The organism is Bradyrhizobium sp. AZCC 1577 (assembly GCF_036924575.1).
Taxonomy (GTDB): Bacteria; Pseudomonadota; Alphaproteobacteria; order Rhizobiales; family Xanthobacteraceae; genus Bradyrhizobium.
Map to the genome: position 1 here is coordinate 7,042,478 of NZ_JAZHRQ010000001.1, position 13,840 is coordinate 7,056,317.

A 13,840-nucleotide genomic window follows, 5' to 3' on the forward strand; every position below is an offset into this window, starting at 1 on the left:
GCGCCTATTTCAGCACCATCATCGTGAACGGATAGACGTAGGCCTGCAGCGTTACCAGCACGCCGACGAGGCAGGCCAGCACGATCGAATGCAGGAAGACGTAGCGAAGGATCGAGCCTTCGTGGCCGTACCAGTTGGTCGCGGTCGAGGCGACGACAATCGATTGCGCGTCGATCATCTTGCCCATGACGCCGCCGGACGAGTTGGCGGCGGCCATCAGCACCGGCGACAGGCCGAGCTGTTCGGAGGTGATCTTCTGCAGATTGCCGAACAGCACGTTGGACGCGGTATCAGATCCCGTCAGCGCCACGCCGAGCCAGCCGAGCAGCGTGCCGAAGAACGGATAGAGCACGCCGGTCGCGGCAAAGGCGAGGCCTAGCGTGGCGTCGACGCCGGAGAGCCGCGTCAGCGTGCCGATGGCCAGCATCGCCGAGATCGTGATCAGCGAGATCGCGCACAGCCTGATGGTGCGGCCGTATTCGGCGATCATCTTCGCCGGCGAGAAGCCCATCAGGAAGCCTGAAATGATTGCGGCGATCAGCATGCCGGTGCCGGTGAACGACAGATAGGTGAAGTCGAACAATGCGGCCTCCGGCGTCGGCTTGGCGGCGACCGGCGGCACCTTGTTGATCATGTTGTGCAGCTCGGGCACCTGATACTTCCAGACGAAGATCGAATTCGCCCAGTTCTTGAACATGCCGCTGCCCCAGATCAGCATGACGACGCAGACGATGATCCACGGCAGCAGCGCGCTCCAGAGCTGCGCCTGGCTGAGCTTGGCCGTATTCAGCGGCTTGGCCGGCGCCATGGTCGCTGCCGATTCATCGTGGCCGCGCAATGCGGGCGACGTCCAGAGTTCGCGCGGTTGCCACACTTTGAGGAACAGGATCAGGCAGCCCATCGAGATCAGCGAGGCGCCGATATCGACGATCCAGGGATTGATGAAGTTCGAGATCACGAACTGCGGGACTGCGAAGGAGACGCCGGTGACGAGAATGGCCGGCCAGATCGCCACCATGCCGCGCCAGCCTGCAAACGCCCAGATCAGCCAGAACGGGACGATCAGCGAGAAGAACGGCAACTGCCGGCCGACCATGGCGCCGAGCACGTAGGGATCGAGGCCGGTCACCGACGCCAGCCCCTGGATCGGCGTACCCAGTGCGCCGTAGGCGACCGGCGCGGTGTTGGCGATCAGCGAGAGGCCGGAGGCCGCCAGCGGCGAGAAGCCGAGCCCGATCAGGACGGCGCCGGTGATCGCGACCGGCGTGCCGAAGCCGGAGGCGCCTTCGAAGAAGGCGCCGAACGCGAACGCGATCAACAGGAGCTGCAGCCTGCGGTCGGTGGTGACGCCGCCGATCGCCCGCTGCAGCAGTTCGAACCGCCCGGTCTCGACCGTGATGCGATACAGAAAGATGACGTTGAGAACGATCCAGCCGATCGGGAAGAAGCCGACCACGACGCCAAGCAACGAGGCGCGGATCGACATGCCGGCGGGCATGGTGAAGATGCCTATCGTGATGATGTTGGCTGCGATCAGCGCAATGATGGCCGCGAGATGCGCCTTGACCTTGCCACTGGCAATCAGCACCAACAGCGTGACGACAGGCACGGCGGCGGCGATCGTCGACAATGCCGTGTTGCCAAGCGGATTATAGATTTGATCCCACATTGCGGTTCTCCCGACATTGTTGTTGGCCCGCCAGCGTGGGTGGCCGGGCATGGGTTGAGCGATTGGCGGGAACAACTTGGAAAAGCGGGGTTGGGCAGCCCTGGCACCGCCAACGCTCACAACCTCGCGAAGGTTCGATGGCCGCTGCCCCTCGCCCTCACAGCCATGCTAGGGTCTAGCCGAGGGTGCGACAAGCCGCCGCAGGCAGGCGAAATCCATAACCTAGTAGTAGAGCCTGATTCCTCCATTCCTTCAGGGCCTTAAGCCCCATCCCGGAGACGGCAATCCTGTGAAAAACCTCCGCTCGACACTCGCCACGGTGTGGCGCATCTCCGCCCCCTATTTCCGTTCCGAGGACAAATGGGCCGGCCGCGGCTTGCTGGCCGCGGTGATCGCCATCGAGCTTGCCATCGTCGCCATCAACGTCCTGATCACTCAGTGGAACGCCCGCTTCTACAACGCGCTGCAGGATCGCAACTGGGACTCCTTCGTCAGCGAGATCATCTATTTCTGCGTCGTGGTCACCATCTTTGTCGTGCTGGCGGTCTATCAGCTCTATCTCAATCAATGGCTGCAAATCCGCTGGCGGCGCTGGATGACCGCGCAATATCTCGGTGACTGGCTACGTCAAGCCAACCACTACCGGATGCAGCTTCAGGGGGACGCGGCCGACAACCCCGACCAGCGCATGACCGACGACGTCAAGCTGTTCGTCGATCGCACGCTCAACATTGGCCTGGGATTGCTGAACTCGATTGTTACGCTGGTATCCTTTGTCGCCATACTCTGGGCACTTTCGAACGCCGCACCGCTGCACCTGTTCGGCCAGGAATATGCAATTCCCGGCTACCTTGTCTGGGGCGCATTGATCTACTCGGTGCTCGGCACCATCCTGACCCACCTGATCGGCTGGCCGCTGGTGGGCCTCGATTTCCGGCAGCAGCAATATGAAGCAGATTTTCGCTTCAACCTGGTGCGCGTGCGCGAAAATTCCGAGCAGATCGCGCTGCTGCGCGGCGAGCAGGCCGAGCGTGAGCGCCTGCTCGTTCGCTTCGGACGCGTGGTGGAGAACTGGCTCGCCATCATGAGCCGGACCAAGAAGATAACGGCGTTCACGGCGAGCTACAATCAGGCTTCCGTGGTCTTTCCCTATGTACTGGTGGCACCGGCCTATTTCGCCGAGAAGATTCAGCTCGGCGGCATGATGCAAACCGCATCGGCGTTTTCGAACGTGCAGGGCGCGCTGTCGTTCTTCATCTCCATCTATCGTCAGCTTGCCGAATGGCAGGCCGTGGTCAACCGCCTCGACGGGTTTGAGGCGGGGATCGTGGCGGCGGGCGAACTGGCAACCCGCAGCGAGCGAATTCACGTGGTCAAGGCGGGCGAAGGCGCCATCGACCTCAAGGGATTGGCACTGCGTCTGCCGAACGGAACGCCGCTGTTGAACACAGATGGATTCAGCTTGCGCAGAGGCGAGCGCACGCTGGTTACCGGCCCGTCCGGCTCCGGCAAATCCACGCTGTTCCGCGCCATCGCCGGCATCTGGCCGTTCGGCTCTGGCTCGATCGCCGTGCCTGCCGGGGCGACATTGATGATGCTGCCGCAGCGGCCGTATTTCCCGACCGGGACGCTACGGGCGGCGGTTGAATATCCGGCCAAGGAAGGCGCGTTCACGCCTGCGCAGATCAGCCAGACACTCGAATTGGTCGGGCTGCCGAAGCTCGCGTCGCAACTCGATGAACACGGGCACTGGAATCGGACGCTGTCGCTCGGTGAGCAGCAGCGGCTTGGATTGGCACGGGCGCTGTTGCATGTGCCGCAATACCTGTTCCTCGACGAGGCGACGGCGTCGCTCGACGAACCTTCGGAGGCGGCGCTGTATCGCCTGCTCGAGGCCAAATTGCCGGCGACCACCATCGTCTCGATCGGCCATCGTTCGACGCTCGACGTCTTCCATGATCGCAATGTCGTGCTTGCCCGAGCGGGAGACGGATTCGCGCTGCAGGACAGCAAGAGCGCCGCGGCGTCGTAGCCGTAGTGCGGCATCGTCCCTTCCCTACAGCCAGCGCCGCGGCCATGGCTGGCGGCGCACCCAGCGGTGCCAGATGTAGGAGAACGCGGTCAACAGCAGCGCGCCGGCCACCACCGCGCGAGCAGGAACGTCCAGGGCAGATTGCCTGAGACCACCAGCAGCGGGTTGATGCCTGCCGGCGGGTGAAAGGTCCCGGTGACGTACATCGCCAGAATCGAAAGGCCGACGGCGGCGGCCGCTGCCCAGGCCTGCGGTCCCGTCAGCTTCAGCACGATCAGGCCGACCAGGGCCGACACCACGTGACCGCCGATCAGGGCGCGCGGCTGCGCCGGCGCCACGTCAAGCGATCCGATCACCAGCACGATCGAGGTGGCGAACGGAATCACCGCGAGCGGATAATGCGCGGCGAACGAAAACCACTCCATGACGCCGATGGCAATCGCGCCGCCGAGGCCCGCGACCGCGCCGGCCAGAACGTTGCGGTGATCGTTGCGGGAGATCGCCCGATACGCCGCGCGCCGCCAATCCCGTTTCATCTGCGCTACCCAAAAGAAAAGGGGCGGCAGATCGCTCTGCCGCCCCCTCGTCTTCGACAGGAAGATCTTACTTCAGGTTGGTCATCGCGGTCAGGTCAGCCGACAGTTTGACGATACCGGCAGCGCCGCACCACTTGGAGCCAACGCCAGTCGGATTGATTGGCGTGAAGCTACCGTTGAACGTCGCGGTATGGTCGCTCGTGAAGGCGTTACAATCACCCTGCGACAGGTTGGTGTCGGAGTAACGGAAGTCCAGCGTGAACACCTTGTAGGTGAAGCCAATGCCGATGTTCCAGGTGTTGTAATCGGCATAGTTGATGCCGTTCGGGAACGCAGCCACGCCGTAGAAGGAGTCGGAGGTACCGAGCCACTGACGGCCGAATTCACCCGACACATACATGCCGATGCCGCTGGCGCCGAACCAGGCGCTCGGCGCGATCGCCTTGCCGACGATCGAAGCGTAGGTGCCTTCGGCGCCGGTGTTGAGGAAGCTCGGCGTATAATAGACATTGCCGCCCAGCGAGAAGTTGTCGTTGAAGGTGTAGTTCACCTTGCCATAGACCTCGAAGAAGCTGAGGTCCTTTTTGATGACGTTGCCGTTGAGCAGAGCATTCGTCTGGCATTCGAGGCTGAGCGGGACGCCGGCAGTGTCAGTTGCCGCACCGTAGTGGCAGGTGCCACCCGGATAGAGGTAGCCCCAGGCACCGACGTCGACAGCGAAAGCACCAAACGTCGCGCGGACACCGCCGTAAGCGTCGACTTCAGCGGCCGCGCGGTTCGGGAACGAGATGCTCGCGGCACCCAAGCCAACATAGAGCTGGAGGTCCTTGGTGACGTTGTAGCGCGGCTCGAAATAGGCGTTGACCGAGGGCTTGTGATTGGACTGGGTGATGCCGCGGAAGATGTAGTCGTTGGTGATCCCGGCGCCGAAGGCGATATCCCAGGGATCGAACGCGACCGGCGGCGGCGCCTTGACGGCCTTCACCCGCAGATCCGCGGCGAGAGCCGAACCGGACACCATTGCCAGCGCCGTTGCTAACAAAGCCACTTTCTTCATATCGATCCCCATCACCCTTCTTGACAGTCCAGCTCCGGCGCCCCCCGGGCAAAGCGATAACCGACTGCGGCCAAATGTCTTAACGCGGTCACAGAGTGGGCCGCAGCGTCATGGTCGTGAAGCAAAAAAGTCAAGCACGTGCCGCCTTTTTAGGCGTTTAGGCCATTTCCAGAAATGTTCTCGACAGGTGTTGCATTCTCACAACGTTTTTACGGGTTTCCTGATTGGCCGGCGACGTACGGAACCGGAAAAACGCGGCACCGGTGACACACCGGAGAGCGGCTCTTACGAATCAACCTCCCCGTGAAAATACCGCTCTGGTCGCTTCGCCACTCCTTTCGGCCAGTCCCAACGAAAAGGCCGCAGCGGGTGGGACGCTGCGGCCTCTCGAAATGTCCGGTCTCGGCGAGCGAGCTAGTGCTGATCGCCGCCGTTGGAGGAGCCCGATCCCCATGACGGGTTGGACGGCTCCGGAGAAGCCCAGCTCGGCGCAGGCGCCGGTTCGGGCTCCGTCATCGCCGGCTGCGGCTGGGGAGCGGCAGGCTTGGCAGCCGCCTTCCTTTTCTTGGCCGGGCTCTTCTTTGCAGCCTTTTTCGGTGCGGCCTTTGACTTCTTGGCCGCCTTCTTGGCGGATTTCTTCGCCGATTTCTTGGCGCCCTTCTTCGCTGATTTCTTGGCAGCCTTCTTCGCCGACTTCTTGGCGGACTTCTTCTTCGCCGCTACGGCCTTCTTGGCCTTTTTAGCCTTCTTCGCCTTCTTACTCTTCTTCGCCATCGTGGTCCTCCTGTTGCGCTTGTCCATGCTGTCGAGCGCTTCGATAGTCCGCAGGCTAGACCGGGGCGACACTTCTTCGAAGTGCCCTCCCGCTCCATCCTTGTCTGGGCATGATCTCCGGGCGAGACGCTTAGCGCGCGCCTGCCCCGAGGAAAACCGGATGCCGATCCGCTGTCGAGCTGCGGAGCAGGCCTTCCGGATCATGCCCAAGGGCCGATCGATCAATTCAATCCTGGCCTGGGACCTCCCGTCGCCCAATCGAGAAGCTCAATCGTGTGCACCACAGGAACTGACGTACCGCCGGCAATTTGCACCATGCACCCAATATTGCCCGCAGCGATCATGTCCGGTTTGACTGTCGCAATGTTGGCGACCTTTCGATCGCGCAACCTGCTCGCAATGTCAGGCTGGAGAATGTTGTAGGTCCCCGCCGAACCGCAACACAAATGGCTCTCAGGTACATCTTTCACCACGAATCCATTCTTGGAAAGCAATTCTTTCGGAAGGGCTGTGATTTTCTGTCCATGCTGCAGCGAACAGGCCGAGTGATAGGCCACCGTCACGTCGCCTTTCTGGCTCGATGGCGTGAGCGCGATGCCGGCGAGATACTCGGTGATATCCTTTGCCAGCGCAGAGATTTGCGCTGCGGGGCCAGCGAAATCGCGATCCTCGCGCAGCATGAAACCATAGTCCTTGATGACCGTGCCGCAGCCCGACGCCGTGATCAGGATGGCATCGAGGCCGCCTTGTTCCGCCTCCTTTTTCCACAGCGTGATGTTGGCGCGGGCCCGCGCCAGCGCGTCGCCGTCCTGCCCGAGGTGGTGGGTGAGCGCGCCGCAGCATTGCTCGTCCCTGACCAGGACGACCTCGATGCCGTGGCGCGTCAGGAGATTGATGGCCGCCTGGTTGATGCGCGGCGCCAGCACCTGCTGGGCACAGCCCTGCAATAGGGCGACCCGCCCGCGCTTCTCGCCCTGGGCCGGAAACACGCTGCCGCCCGAGGGGCCCGGCGGCGGAAGGCGTTTCGGCGCGAGCGCCAGCATCGCCTTGATTCGCCGCATCAGGCCGGGGGTCGCGGCCGCCTTCGTCGGCAGCAGGGCCGCGAACGGGCGGGCGAGCCGCGCCATGATCATGCTGGCGCGAAACAGCTCTGGCCGCGGCAGCACCAGCGCCAGCACCGCGCGCAAGGCCCGCTCGGTCAACGGCCGCGAATAGTCGCGCTCGATCCGGACCCGCGCCTGATCGACCAGGTGCATGTAATGCACGCCGGACGGACAGGTCGTCATGCAGGCCAGGCAGGAAAGGCAGCGGTCGATATGCTTGACCACCTCCGCCGTCGGCGGGCGGTTCTTTTCCAGCATCTCCTTGATCAGGTAGATGCGCCCGCGCGGGCTATCGAGCTCGTCGCCGAGCAGAACGTAAGTCGGACAGGTCGCGGTGCAGAAGCCGCAATGCACGCAGGCGCGCAGGATCTTGTCGGCTTCGGCGATATCGGGATCGGCGAGCTGGGCCAGTGAGAATTCGGTTTTCATGACACAGATACCCTCACTATCCGGCCGCGGTTGAGGATGATCTTCGGATCGAAGCTGTGGCGCACGCGCTCGCTCAGCGCGGCGATGCCGCCGGATTGCGGATGGAAGACGTCGACATTTTGCCTGGTCTCTTCGGACGCGCGGATCAGCGAGGCGTGGCCGTCGGCCGCCTCGACGCGCTGACGCACCATCGCGGTTAGCGCGTCCGGCTTGGGCGGCAAGGCCGCCCAGATCAGGCCGCCGCCCCAATCATAGATCACGTCACCCCCGGTCTCGCGCGCCAGCGCCTGCCCGAGCGCGCCGCCGGATGCCGGCGGACACACGATCCGCCACACCGGCCAGGCGCCGAGCGCGCCGCTTGCGGCGAAAGGTTCGGCGTCACGGATCGCGCTCCAGAGTGTTGCCGAGGCAGCGTCCTCAAGCATTTCCACCGACCCGAACGGCGCAAGCGCTTTGCCCAGCGAAGCGGCGCGATCCGCGACCGAAGCTGCGATGCCTTCGAGCCGCAATAGCGTGACCGCCCGCCCCTGAGAGGCAAAATCCGCAAGCGCGCCGGTCGCAGGGCGGAACGCCGAATTCGGCAGGTGCGCCGCGCCCGAGACGTCAAACGGCGAGCCGAGTGCTGCGGTCATCGCCCGGTTCGCGGCCACGTCGTCGAGGCCTGCGAGCACCAGCGTGCGCTCGCTCTCAGGCTTCGGCATCACCTTCAGCGTGACTTCGGTCATGACCGCCAGCGTGCCCCACGACCCCGTCAGGAGCTTGCAGAGATCGTAGCCGGTGACGTTCTTCACCACCCGTCCGCCGGTCTTGAAGCTGTCGCCGAAGCCGGACACCGCATGCGCGCCCAGCAGGTGATCGCGGGCGCCGCCGGCCTTGATGCGGCGCGGACCGGCGAGACCTGAGCCGATCATGCCTCCAATGGTGCCGTTGCCGGATACGCCTGTCAGTGCGGACGTATCGATCGGCTCGAAGGCGAATTGCTGGTTCTTGGAATCGATCAGCGACTGCACGTCAGCGAGCGGGGCGCCGGCCTGCACCGTGATGATCAGTTCGTTCGGCTCATAGGCGCTGACGGCGTTCAGCGCCGACACATCGAGCACGGCATTGGTCGCCATCGGCTGGCCGATGCCACGCTTGGTGCCATGGCCGACGATCTCAAGCGGCTGCTCGCCGGCGATCGCCGCCCGCACCACCTCCTCGACGTCCTTGGCGTCACGTACTTTGAGAGTATCCACGCGGTTAGTGCGTAGCCAAATTCGCCGCCGAAATCAAATTCGCGCGCCGAACAAATCCCTGAATGCTGCGATGCCGTTGTCAGTGATTTCGACCGAGCGGCCCTGCGGGCGCCTGCGGATCCAGTCCCGATCGAATGCCAGCCTGGCGATCGAGGCGCCGACGCGCCCGGCCAGATGCGGACGCCGCTCGCTCCAGTCGAGGCACGGCCGGCAGAATGCCCGCCGGCTGTGCGCAGGTGAATTGAGATCGGCGCCGAGACCGCACAGGAACTGGGATCCTTCCCCGGTCAACGTGCCGGCGTCGCCGTCGAGCGCGAGGTATCCGCGCTCGATCATGCCGTCGGTCAGCGCCACGCCGAGTTCGCCGGCAAGATGGTCGTAACAGGTTCGCGCCCGCCGCATCTCGGCGTCAATCCTCGACGGCAGCTGGAAACGAGGCGGCCCGGTCACCGCGACCGTCATCATCACCTCGAGCATCTGCGCGACCAGCGGGGTCGCCAGCCGGTAGAACCGTCGCGGACCGCGCCTCTCCACGGTCAAGAGCTCGCGCCTGACCAGCTTGGCAAGGTGCGAACTCGTGGTCTGCGGGGTGACGCCGGCGACGATAGCAAGCTCGCTTGCGGAGAGTGCGCGCCCGTCCATCAACATCGAGAGCATGTTGGCGCGACCGGGGTCCGCAACCAATTGGGCGACCTCGGCGAGAAGCGGGGCGATGGTCGGCATGGCCACCTCGTTGGTTCGATCGGGACATCAACGCGCCTTTCTCACCTGACGTTCCGAATTGATGCTTCGGTCCGGATCGAAGCGTTCACGACACCGACAGTTCGACCGCGGCCGAATTGAATTTGTCGAACCCTCGGTGCAGGGTCGCGTTGCCCGGGGGCTTAGGGCGAACCGAAAGGAAACCATCATGAAACGTCAAGATGTCGGCCAGCGCGAGCCGCCGCCGGCGAACGCTGCGTTCAGCCGGCGATCCGCGATCGGAGCATTCGCGGCGGCAATGGCGATCAGCAATTTCTCGCCATTGGCAATTTCATCATCTCGATCCGAACAAGACCAGGGAGCGATCAACATGAAGCAATACGTGATGAGCAAGGAAACCATCAGCGACGCCGTGAGCGGCGGCGGCCTCTTGGTGGTTGCGGAGTGGGAAGCGAAACAAGGACAGGCCGACAAGGTGGCCGACATCCTCCAGCAATTCCTCCCCGAAGCACAGCGCGAATACGGCGTAAAGCTGTTCCTGATCAGCCAGGCCAGGGACAATCCGGCGCAATTCCTGTTTTACGAGCTGTTCCGCGACGAGGCCGCCTTCGCCGAGCATCAGCAGAGCCCGCACTTCAAGACCTATATTGCCGAGCAGGCGCTGCCGCTTCTGGCGCGGCGCGAGCGCACGCAATACGCGCTGCTGTGACGCGAGGCTTGAGCGACGAGGACGCTGGCCAAGGCGCTAGAACTTCCGCGGGAGCAGGTGTTTCAAGACAGTTCTCCCGCGGAACTCTTCCGGGCCAATCTCGCCGAACCGAACACAGATCAAGCCAATTGGTCTCGTCGACGCCGGCAGTCGTGCGCTGCCACTTAGATTGCCGTCGAACCGGTCTGTAGAAACCGCTGCCGCGCGTATGAGTGGATCGTCGCATAACGGCAGATGCTCCAGGCTCGAAAACCACCGTGCAAGCACAGGAAATATCTAGTCAGAGCCAAGCCATGAGAGATTTCTCAACTGCCATCCGGCTCGATCCGAGCGAGCAGCATTTTCGCCTTCCGGGACCCCGCCAGGGTTTGTCGCTGTTCCTTCGTTTCCTGCTGGCCGTGAACCGCGTTTTTCAGCCGCGGCGCGCGGTGCTCTATGTCCACGGCGCGACATTTCCATCCGCCCTCTCGATCGCGCATCGCTTCGACGGCAAATCCTGGCGCGATGCGCTGGGTGAGGCCGGATATGACGTCTGGGGTCTGGATTTTTACGGCTTCGGCCACTCCGACCGTTATCCCGAGATGGAGCATCCGGCACGGGACAATCCCCCGCTTTGCGTCGCGCAAGACGCCGCGAAGCAAATCGAGGTCGCCGTGCGGTTCATCCTGGCCCATCAGAACATCGAGAAAGTGTCAATCATCTCGCATTCCTGGGGATCGATGCCCGCCAGCATCTTTGCCGCCGCCCATCCGGCCCTGATCGACCGGCTGGTGCTGTTCGCGCCGATCGCGCGCCGCGCGCCGCGGCGCTATGAGACGCCGCCGGCATTTCCGGCCTGGCGCATCGTGACCTCGGAGGACCAGTGGAATCGCTTCATCGAGGATGTTCCCGCCCACGAGCAGCCCGTGCTTTCGCGTGTGCACTTCGAGGAATGGAGCAAACTCTATCTCGACAGCGATCCGGACAGCCGTTCGCGCGATCCCTTCGGCGTCAAGACGCCGCTCGGCCCGTTCAGCGAAATCCTCGAGGCCTGGCATGGATCGCTTGCCTACGATCCGGCGGCGGTCCGCGCACCGGTCGCGATCATCCGCGGCGAATGGGACGGGCTGATACCCGACGACGACCCGCGCTGGCTGTTCGACGCCTTCACCCAGGCGCCAGTCAAACGCGACATCAAGATCAGCCGCGGCACCCATCTGATGCACCTCGAAGCGATGCGTTCGGCGCTCTGGCGCGAAAGCATCGGCTTCCTGCACGGCGACGATGTCGCGGCGTTGCCTACCTGACTGGAAAGGAAACAACCATGTTCTCTGTGATCTTCGAAGTTCGTCCGAACGACGGCCGCAAGGAGGACTACCTCGAACTCGCCAAGCACCTAAAGCCGATCCTGGAGTCGATCGAGGGCTTCATCGACAACGAACGGTTCGAAAGCAAACGCAGGCCCGGCTGGGTGCTGTCGCATTCGACGTGGCGCGACGAAAAGTCTGTGGTCCGCTGGCGGACCGAGGGCGAGCACCACGCGGTGCAGAAAAAGGGCCGGTTCGAGATCTTTGCCGACTATCACTTGCGCGTCGGCGACGTCACCGCCGATACCGACCCGCCGAAGCAGGCCCCGGTGCGGGAGCGGCGTTTTGACGAGACCGAAGTGGGGGACGCCAAGGTCATGACCTTCACTGAGATCACGCCGATCAAAGGCGCGGCCTTTGCCAACCAGATCGATCTGTTGCCGGCGCATCTCGGCCTTGACGTGAAGGGCAACGCGGTTGCGGAATACGATGTGTGGGCCAGCATCTACAGTCCAGGCAAGATGGCGCTACTGGTCGGCTGGAAGGACATAAAGGCCGCGGACACCTGGCAACCGAAGCCGTTCGACGGCGTCGAAAAACTGCGGCATCGCAAAGTGCGCGTGGTGCGCGACTATGGCCGTTTCGATCGCCGGGAGGCGCCGCAATTCTATCCCGACGTCAAAGGGCGCGAAACCCGGCATGCGGAGCCCGCGCACCGGACGGCCTAAAACGCGAAGGTCGGAAAACGTCAGCTTGCGCCGATGAGTAAATCACTCGTGTTGAATCATGAAATGTGAACTCACCGACCTTGGTTAGAAGCGCGGAACATCGGGAAACGCCAGCTTGCCGCCATGCACATGCACGCGGCCGAGTTCGGCGCAGCGATGCAAGGTCGGAAACACCTTGCCGGGGTTGAGCAGCCCTTGTGAGTCGAATGCGCATTTGAGCCGCTGCTGCTGGTTGAGATCGATCTCGTTGAACATCTCACCCATCAGGTCGCGCTTCTCAATCCCGACGCCGTGTTCGCCGGTCAGCACGCCGCCTAGCTCGACGCAGCAGCGCAGGATATCAGCGCCGAAGGCCTCGGCCCGCTCCATCTCGCCGGGCTGATTGGCGTCGTAAAGGATCAACGGGTGCAGATTGCCGTCGCCGGCGTGGAACACATTGGCGACGCGCAGATCGTATTTCGCCGAGAGGTCGCGGATGCGCGCGAGCGCCTTCGGCAGCGCACCGCGCGGAATCGTGCCGTCCATGCAGAGATAGTCCGGCGATATCCGCCCCACCGCCGGAAACGCCGCCTTGCGGCCGGCCCAGAACAGATTGCGCTCGGCCTCCGACGTCGAAATCTGGCAGCTCGTCGAGCCGCAACCTTGCGCGATTGCCTCGACCCGCTTGATCAATTCGTCGACCTCGACGCTCGGACCATCGAGCTCGATGATCAGAAGCGCCTCGACATCGAGCGGATAGCCGGCGTGAACAAAAGCCTCGGCGGCGTGGATCGCCGGCTTGTCCATCATTTCCATGCCGCCGGGGATGATGCCGGCGCCAATGATCCGTGCCACGCATTCGCCGGCGGCCTCGACCTCGGCGAAGCCGACCATCAGGGCGCGGGCCGTCTCCGGCTTCTGCAGGATTCGCACCGTGATCTCGGTGATGACGCCGAGCAGGCCCTCCGAGCCGGTGATGATGCCCATCAAATCGTAGCCAGAATTTTCGGCGGCCTTGCCACCGATGCGCAGGATCTCGCCGGACATCAGCACGATCTCGCAGCCCAGCACGTTGTTGGTGGTCATACCGTATTTCAGGCAATGCACGCCGCCGGAATTCTCCGCGACATTGCCGCCGATCGAGCAGGCGATCTGCGAGGAGGGATCGGGCGCGTAATAGAAACCGGCATGCGCCACCGCCTGGCTGATGGCGAGGTTGGTGACGCCGGGTTCGGTGACCACCACGCGGTTATCGAAATCAATCTCGCGGATGCGTTTGAACTTGCCCAAGCCCAGCAGCACGCCGTCCACGAGCGGCAGAGCGCCGCCTGACAGTGACGTGCCGGAGCCGCGCGGCACCACCTTGATGCCCTGTTCGAAGCAGTATTTGAGAATCCTGGATACCTGCTCCGTGGTATCGGGCAGCACCACGACCATCGGCGGCTGCCGGTAGGCGGTGAGACCATCGGACTCATAGGCCAGCATCTCGGCCGCACTGTCGATCACGCCCTCACCCGGCACGATCGTGCGAAGAGCGGCAACGATGGCATCCCGGCGTTCCAGAACCGCCTGATCGGAAGCCGGCATCATGATGGCCATGC

At 63.5% G+C, this 13,840-nt stretch carries 12 protein-coding genes; 4 read left to right on the forward strand and 8 right to left on the reverse strand.

The features are described from left to right. Nucleotides 1–4 precede the first annotated feature (4 nt). Nucleotides 5–1,669: an L-lactate permease gene (locus V1278_RS33350; RefSeq protein WP_334383641.1), complete on the reverse strand. Its 1,665-nt coding sequence runs from the start codon at nt 1,667–1,669 to the stop codon at nt 5–7. 289 nt (nt 1,670–1,958) lie between these two features. Between V1278_RS33350 and V1278_RS33355 the strand changes: the two genes are divergently transcribed. Beyond that, a complete protein-coding gene (locus V1278_RS33355) occupies nt 1,959–3,701 on the forward strand; it encodes an ABC transporter ATP-binding protein/permease (protein WP_334383642.1) in 1,743 nt (580 codons plus the stop codon). A gap of 89 nt (nt 3,702–3,790) precedes the next feature. On the opposite strand, the gene V1278_RS33360 is transcribed toward V1278_RS33355, so the two are convergent. From V1278_RS33360 to V1278_RS33385, 6 genes are all read right to left on the reverse strand, one after another. After that, nucleotides 3,791–4,237 carry an HPP family protein gene (locus tag V1278_RS33360; RefSeq protein WP_334383643.1) on the reverse strand — a complete coding sequence of 149 codons (447 nt, stop codon included), beginning with the start codon at nt 4,235–4,237 and terminating at the stop codon, nt 3,791–3,793. Nucleotides 4,238–4,304: 67 nt separating this feature from the next. Further along, a complete protein-coding gene (locus V1278_RS33365) occupies nt 4,305–5,294 on the reverse strand; it encodes a TorF family putative porin (protein ID WP_334366707.1) in 990 nt (329 codons plus the stop codon). Between the two features lie 414 nt (nt 5,295–5,708). Further along, a complete protein-coding gene (locus V1278_RS33370) occupies nt 5,709–6,068 on the reverse strand; it encodes a hypothetical protein (protein ID WP_057841639.1) in 360 nt (119 codons plus the stop codon). A gap of 221 nt (nt 6,069–6,289) precedes the next feature. After that, complete coding sequence (glcF, locus tag V1278_RS33375; protein ID WP_334383644.1) at nt 6,290–7,600, reverse strand: glycolate oxidase subunit GlcF; 1,311 nt, start codon at nt 7,598–7,600, stop codon at nt 6,290–6,292. Next, nucleotides 7,597–8,835, reverse strand: coding sequence for an FAD-binding protein (locus tag V1278_RS33380; protein WP_334383645.1), 1,239 nt, complete (start codon nt 8,833–8,835; stop codon nt 7,597–7,599). The genes glcF and V1278_RS33380 overlap by 4 nt, the downstream gene beginning before the upstream one ends. A 33-nt stretch (nt 8,836–8,868) precedes the next feature. After that, nucleotides 8,869–9,558 carry an ArsR/SmtB family transcription factor gene (locus V1278_RS33385; protein ID WP_334383646.1) on the reverse strand — a complete coding sequence of 230 codons (690 nt, stop codon included), beginning with the start codon at nt 9,556–9,558 and terminating at the stop codon, nt 8,869–8,871. Between the two features lie 187 nt (nt 9,559–9,745). Here V1278_RS33385 and V1278_RS33390 point away from each other — a divergent pair, with 187 nt between their 5' ends. The 3 genes from V1278_RS33390 (at nt 9,746) to V1278_RS33400 (ending at nt 12,260) form a co-directional block, all read left to right on the forward strand. Next, a complete protein-coding gene (locus tag V1278_RS33390; protein ID WP_334383647.1) occupies nt 9,746–10,246 on the forward strand; it encodes a putative quinol monooxygenase in 501 nt (166 codons plus the stop codon). 293 nt (nt 10,247–10,539) lie between these two features. After that, nucleotides 10,540–11,532: an alpha/beta hydrolase gene (locus V1278_RS33395; RefSeq protein WP_334383648.1), complete on the forward strand. Its 993-nt coding sequence runs from the start codon at nt 10,540–10,542 to the stop codon at nt 11,530–11,532. Between the two features lie 17 nt (nt 11,533–11,549). Then, nucleotides 11,550–12,260, forward strand: a complete 711-nt coding sequence (locus tag V1278_RS33400; RefSeq protein WP_334383649.1) for an antibiotic biosynthesis monooxygenase family protein — start codon at nt 11,550–11,552, stop codon at nt 12,258–12,260. A gap of 84 nt (nt 12,261–12,344) precedes the next feature. On the opposite strand, the gene V1278_RS33405 is transcribed toward V1278_RS33400, so the two are convergent. Beyond that, on the reverse strand, nt 12,345–13,838 hold the full coding sequence (locus tag V1278_RS33405) for an FAD-linked oxidase C-terminal domain-containing protein (protein ID WP_334383650.1): 1,494 nt from the start codon (nt 13,836–13,838) through the stop codon (nt 12,345–12,347). Nucleotides 13,839–13,840 lie beyond the last annotated feature (2 nt).

What these genes read in the sequence shown, in the direction of transcription:
- V1278_RS33350 (WP_334383641.1), bottom strand. Translation starts at nt 1,669, where the DNA reads ATGTGGGATCAAATCTATAATCCGCTTGGCAACACGGCATTGTCGACG.
- V1278_RS33360 (WP_334383643.1), bottom strand. Translation starts at nt 4,237, where the DNA reads ATGAAACGGGATTGGCGGCGCGCGGCGTATCGGGCGATCTCCCGCAAC.
- V1278_RS33365 (WP_334366707.1), bottom strand. Translation starts at nt 5,294, where the DNA reads ATGAAGAAAGTGGCTTTGTTAGCAACGGCGCTGGCAATGGTGTCCGGT.
- V1278_RS33370 (WP_057841639.1), bottom strand. Translation starts at nt 6,068, where the DNA reads ATGGCGAAGAAGAGTAAGAAGGCGAAGAAGGCTAAAAAGGCCAAGAAG.
- glcF (WP_334383644.1), bottom strand. Translation starts at nt 7,600, where the DNA reads ATGAAAACCGAATTCTCACTGGCCCAGCTCGCCGATCCCGATATCGCC.
- V1278_RS33385 (WP_334383646.1), bottom strand. Translation starts at nt 9,558, where the DNA reads ATGCCGACCATCGCCCCGCTTCTCGCCGAGGTCGCCCAATTGGTTGCG.
- V1278_RS33390 (WP_334383647.1), top strand. Translation starts at nt 9,746, where the DNA reads ATGAAACGTCAAGATGTCGGCCAGCGCGAGCCGCCGCCGGCGAACGCT.
- V1278_RS33395 (WP_334383648.1), top strand. Translation starts at nt 10,540, where the DNA reads ATGAGAGATTTCTCAACTGCCATCCGGCTCGATCCGAGCGAGCAGCAT.
- V1278_RS33400 (WP_334383649.1), top strand. Translation starts at nt 11,550, where the DNA reads ATGTTCTCTGTGATCTTCGAAGTTCGTCCGAACGACGGCCGCAAGGAG.
- V1278_RS33405 (WP_334383650.1), bottom strand. Translation starts at nt 13,838, where the DNA reads ATGGCCATCATGATGCCGGCTTCCGATCAGGCGGTTCTGGAACGCCGG.